The following is a 5,565-nucleotide window of genomic DNA, read 5'->3' as shown; positions in this document are numbered from 1 at the left end:
TGATTAAACAAGCTTCAATCCTTGGAGGTATTGCTAACTTTTGTTAACTTTCCAAGAATAGACTTTAGAGCTAATTTGTAAAGTAAATATTAAGAAGCCTGAAAACCTTGCTATGATTGTCTTTTGGGTATTAAGTTCAATTGTTATAGTTTAGCCCAAGCCTTATCCTACAAGGATTACAGCGAGTTTACAAATCAGCTCTAAAGTCTATTCTTGGAAAGTTAACAAAAGTTAGCAATACCTCCAAGGATTGAAGCTTGTTTAATCATGAGACATCTCCAGTAGAGATGTCTCATCCGGGGGGGATTCGTTACCGGATGTTTTGGTAGAGTAACCTATTCGCATTTTTTACTGTTACTTGAAGCCTTGAGTTAGCTTTTCAAGTTTTATATAAAGCTAGCATGAATAATACAAAACCGTCAAGGTAAGCTGGTCTTGATTTAAATTATATTGTTATCAGAGTAGGAGAGCAGGGAAGAGGGTTTGAGTTTTTTTGATAACTGAATACTATCCAATTTAAATGCGCAACAGCTTAACTAGCTGAGCAAAGTTTTGTAGGGTGCTTGATAAGACGAGATCCTCCTGATTTTATCCGTAGCCATTATTGGGACAGTCCGTCCCGTAACGCACCACCGGGTCAAACAGCATGCATTGATATCACCCAAAACAATGAAGAAATTACCAGTGGATTATTGGTGATGATCGAGTATAGAGTTTATATAGCGCTACGGGCAAGGCAAAAGGCAAAAGGCAGCATGCTAAAGGGATAATTTTAGCATAACAGCTTTTCAAATTGTATCAATTTCTGGTGTTGCTTAATAATGGAATGATTTTAAGAGTTTTGTGGAATTGGCATCTTGGTGGAACGGGCATCTTGCCCGTTACAATTTTCGCGCGGGCAGGATGCCCACTCTACTTATATTCATTCGAAGATTCAGCAACGCCCAATTTCCTAACCTTAATGGGTAGTGCTGTACATGAGATGTAAACTAAAATGTCTTTTTTGACTGTCCAATAAAACTCCAGAGCTTTTTCCCCTATTGCCTTTTGCCTCTTGCCTATTGCCTTTTTAAGCAATACCTGTGTTTACAAATCAAATAAAAAAGCGCTGATTATGTTTGTGATGGACTCGTAGTGTTAGACTCTAAGGGAGTATCTGAAGTGGATTTCTTGGTAATCCAAGCTGTAATAATATGAGAAAGTAGTCCGATTGGTCCTGCAAATAAGCATAGAATTAGGGAGTGAATAGTCCAAATACCAGCCTGTTGCCCTTGCCAATAAATCCAACGCCCTACAAACAAGTCCAGAACTAGGAAGTGTATCCAGCCAGTAGCAGCAACGGTTTCGTCACTAAAAAAGTGGGCAATATCGGCTAACTGAGGATTGGATAAGGCTTGGGCGGATTCTGGTGTAATGCTATTAATAAAGAGGTAAATATACAAACCTGCTAGAGCGACGAAGGGAAGATAGGATTCCATTACTCGCTTGGTAATGCCCCAATTTGGCAAGAAAACCATCAGGAGCCAAAAGGGCAAAACGAAGATATTGGCAATATTAAACAGTTGAGCGATAACCATATTTCTGTGTTTAAGATTTCAAGTATTTACTATAGCAGTTATAAATTGGGTGAGTTTTTTTTTGTTTTTAGGGAACAGGGAATAGGGAGCAGGGAGCAGGGTGAAGAGCATGGGTATTGGGAAAAAATCTTGTTTCGCTAATGAGTATTATAGCGTTTATTGCATGTATTAGGTACAATTATCAAGCTCAAAGTCCCCCTTTTTAATGGGGATTTAGGGGGATCTCTTTGTACCTCATGGGAAACAGAATTGCTATATAACTTCTATAAGTGTTAGCCAGAGCATTGGAGATGATGCTTTCGCATTAATCTGTTGTGTTAATCTGTTCTGGTTCATTTTCCACAGTTAGATCTTGGTTAGACCAAGAACCTTGCCATTGCTAGTCCCAAACCCGATCACTGGCAGCATCTTAGTCTCAGGTAGATCCTGGGGATAATTTTAAACAAATTCCACAAGACCTGTGGAATTTACGCTATAACTATTCAACGGTGAAGGTTCAACAAATAAATTATAATAAATCCGATGATTAACAACCATGACGGCTCTTTAGCCACTACACTAAAGCAACGGCGTCAAAAGCTGGCTCAGCTGGTGGATTTTCCAGTAATGCTCTGGTCTGGACATCCTAGTCCTCGGAATTTTCGAGCCAATTCGTTCCCGTTTCGGGCTAGCAGTCACTTCTTGTATTTTGCTGGTTTACCTCTAACTAATGCGGTAATTGGCCTCAATGATGGCAAACTGGATTTATTCATGGATAAGCCAGCCCCTGGTAGTGCGTTGTGGCACGGAGAAGTGCCTTCACCTGAGGAAATTGCTGAGATGATTGGGGCTGATCGGGTTTTTCCCTTTTCAGAATTGCGTTCGCATAGCGTCGGCTTTGCCGAATCGCATTCTCAGGGAGCAGCAACCATTGCTGTTCAAAATCCCACTACTTACAGCCAACAACAGGAACTATTAGGTCGTGCTGTCGGACCCGCTGATGCTCCAGAAGGGATTGACTTAGATTTAGCGAAAGCGATAATATCCCTACGGTTATACCATGACGAGGGGGCATTATCGGAGTTGCGCCAAGCCGCTGAAGTTTCGATGGCTGCTCATAAAGCGGGAATGGCAGCTACTCCCAAGGCTAAACGGGAAGCGGAAGTGCGGGGGGCGATGGAATCGGTAATTATTGCCCATAATATGACCCGTGCTTACACAAGTATTGTTACGGTTCATGGGGAAGTGCTCCACAATGGTGAGTATCACCATTCCCTGCAACCGGGAGAGTTACTGCTGGCGGATGTAGGAGCAGAAACCCCTATGGGTTGGGCGGCGGATATTACCCGTACTTGGCCGGTGAGTGGTAAATTTTCCCCTACTCAGCGGGATATATATAATGTCGTCAAAGAAGCCCATGATTTCTGTATCAAGAATCTTTACCCTGGGGTGGAATATCGAGAGATTCATATGACAGCAGCAGGGGTGATGGCTGAGGGATTGATAGATTTGGGAATTCTGCGAGGAGACATCTCGGATTTAGTAGAAATGGATGCCCATGCTTTATTCTTTCCCCATGGTGTTGGTCATTTGCTGGGATTAGATGTCCATGATATGGAAGATTTAGGGGATTTGGCAGGGTATGCACCAGGACGGGTAAGAAGCGATCGCTTTGGCTTGGGCTTCCTGCGACTAGACCGACTGTTGGAAGCAGGGATGTTGGTCACAATTGAACCAGGATTTTATCAAGTTCCAGGGATTTTGAATGACCCAGAGCGACGGTCAACTTACAAAGATGTGGTTGATTGGGATAGATTGGCAGAATTTGATGATGTGCGGGGGATTCGGATTGAGGATGATGTGTTGATTACCGAGACAGGAGCAGAGGTGTTGACCGCTGGGTTACCGACTGATCTAGAGGCAGTTGAGGATTTGGTTAGGGGATAATAAGTTTTCGGGTGTGGGTGAACGGGTTAATGGTGCTCTTACAGCGGTTTGCAATTCAGTTAGGTACAAAGTTCTGGGTTTTTAGGGAGCAGGGAGCAGGGAGCAGGGAGTAGGGAAGAGGAACCCACCCCTAACCCCTCCCAGGAGGGGAAGTCAGAAGTGGGAAAACAATCCTGTGTACCTGAGGTGCGACCCGTGGCGAATTTAATTCTTAATACAGAAAGCGCACCTGATAGTTATGCAAACCGCCGTAAGTTGACAGAAATAATTTTGAGAAGACCTAATCTCATCAGGTCTTCTCTAGATTTTAAGTGCGTTTATTGCTTTTATGAGGTAGGCTTCTCAACCTCAAAGTCCCCCTTGATAAGGGGGACCAACGGGGGATCGAATTGCTATATCAAAATCAAAAGTGCTCGTATATCATAACTTGAATCAATAAACAAGATCCGGGTGCGATCACTTTTTTAGCTCAGATTCACTACAGTATCTGAAATAGTCTTAAATTTAAACAATTTGCCTTGGCGTACGACAATATTTGTAAATACTTAGCCGAAGAATACCCATCGGAGTTTTTTCATTGGCTATTGGGTGAAGAACCTAGAGATATTCAGGTACTTAAAACCGAATTGAGTAGTGAACCAATTCAAGCTGATGCTCTGACTGTACTCCAAAGTACTAACCAAATTCTGCACCTAGAATTTCAAACCCTACCCCCATCCGAGCCACCATTACCATTTCGGATGTTGGACTATTGGGTCAGGCTACACCGCAAGTACCGATGTCCCATTGAGCAGGTGGTTATTTTTCTAAAGTCTACGACCTCACAGATGGTATTCAATAACGAATTTAGGGATATTAATACCTGGCATCGTTATAGAATTATTCGTCTGTGGGAGCAAGACCCTCAACCACTGTTGGCCAATCGGGCTCTGTTACCCTTGGCCACTTTAGCTAGGAGTAATCGGCCTAATCTATTGTTAGAGCAAGTGGTTGCTGAAGTCGATAGAATTGAAGAACAAGGTCAACTCCGAACCCTAGCGGCCTGTGTGGATGTACTGGCTGGTTTGCGGTTTGAGAAAGATTTAGTCCGTCGATTGTTATCCGAGGAAATTATGGAAGAATCAGTCACCTATCAAGATATTATCCAAAAGGGACGCCAGCGCGGCAAGCAGGAGGAAGCGGTATTAATAGTGATGCGTCAGCTAACCCTGAGGTTAGGTTTACTTGACCCTGTGCTCCAACAGCGGATTGAGGGATTATCCATTACTCGATTGGAGGAATTGAGTGAAGCGTTGTTGGATTTTAAGACCGCAACGGATTTAGCGGTTTGGTTGGATCAGGAGCAGTAGTGCGTTAACAAATGATGAATTTAGGAAGCTAACTATCAATCATGCCATCTAAAACTCCTTGGGGACACCTTACATACTTACTTAGAGCAACTGGAACAATTAGCGTTAACTTGGAAAGAAAAGTCTCTGACTCAAGAACAAGTGCTGGCCAACTATTCCCAAATCCCTGCTGCTTATAATTCTTATAAGCAGCAGGGATTATACAAAGATAATCTCGAAACAGCTTATAAGCAATTTACCGCTTTGCCAGCTTTGGAATAGCCCACCCCGCAACGCACCACCCAAACAGCAAAATCGCTATGAGAAACGCTATATCATGACTAATCAAGAAGAAGACCCATTGAAAAGCAAGCTAGAGAAAAACTTGCAAGAGTCCCAATGGCTACATAAATTTAAACAACTGAGTCAAGGACTAAGCCAAATTAAGACAGAAATTCCTCTAACTCAACTCTGTAAGCTAGAGTGGGTTACTGCTACTGACAGCTTAATCATTCACTGTCCAAATTCAGAAGTCAGGGATGGATTATGTAAGCTTTCATCCCAGATTGCCCAAATCACTATTGGCGCAAAATGCTTTATTCTTAGACATCCCGACTATCAAGACATTACTATTAAGCCGTAAGCATATGCGCTACGCGCAGGCTACGCCAACAGCCGTCAGCTGTCAGCTGTCAGCCTATAGCAAAGGGAACAGGGAACAGGGAACAGGGAAA

At 43.0% G+C, this 5,565-nt stretch carries 5 protein-coding genes; 4 read left to right on the top strand and 1 reads right to left on the bottom strand.

The window, feature by feature from the left end:
- The first annotated feature begins 563 nt into the window (after positions 1–563).
- Complete coding sequence (locus F6J94_RS29295) at positions 564–770, top strand: hypothetical protein (RefSeq protein WP_293046799.1); 207 nt, start codon at positions 564–566, stop codon at positions 768–770.
- A gap of 342 nt (positions 771–1,112) precedes the next feature.
- On the opposite strand, the gene F6J94_RS29290 is transcribed toward F6J94_RS29295, so the two are convergent.
- On the bottom strand, positions 1,113–1,577 hold the full coding sequence (locus tag F6J94_RS29290; RefSeq protein ID WP_293046798.1) for an ABA4-like family protein: 465 nt from the start codon (positions 1,575–1,577) through the stop codon (positions 1,113–1,115).
- A 522-nt stretch (positions 1,578–2,099) separates the two neighbouring features.
- Here F6J94_RS29290 and F6J94_RS29285 point away from each other — a divergent pair.
- From F6J94_RS29285 to F6J94_RS29275, 3 genes are all read left to right on the top strand, one after another.
- A complete protein-coding gene (locus F6J94_RS29285; RefSeq protein ID WP_293046797.1) occupies positions 2,100–3,503 on the top strand; it encodes an aminopeptidase P family protein in 1,404 nt (467 codons plus the stop codon).
- Positions 3,504–4,021: 518 nt separating this feature from the next.
- Positions 4,022–4,852, top strand: coding sequence for a DUF4351 domain-containing protein (locus F6J94_RS29280; RefSeq protein WP_293046796.1), 831 nt, complete (start codon positions 4,022–4,024; stop codon positions 4,850–4,852).
- 316 nt (positions 4,853–5,168) lie between these two features.
- Positions 5,169–5,474, top strand: coding sequence for a hypothetical protein (locus F6J94_RS29275; protein WP_293046795.1), 306 nt, complete (start codon positions 5,169–5,171; stop codon positions 5,472–5,474).
- Positions 5,475–5,565 lie beyond the last annotated feature (91 nt).

Source organism: Moorena sp. SIO1F2 (assembly GCF_010672755.1).
Lineage (GTDB): Bacteria > Cyanobacteriota > Cyanobacteriia > Cyanobacteriales > Coleofasciculaceae > Moorena.
Note: the sequence above shows the minus strand (reverse complement) of the source record. Positions and strands in the feature narration are given on the sequence as shown.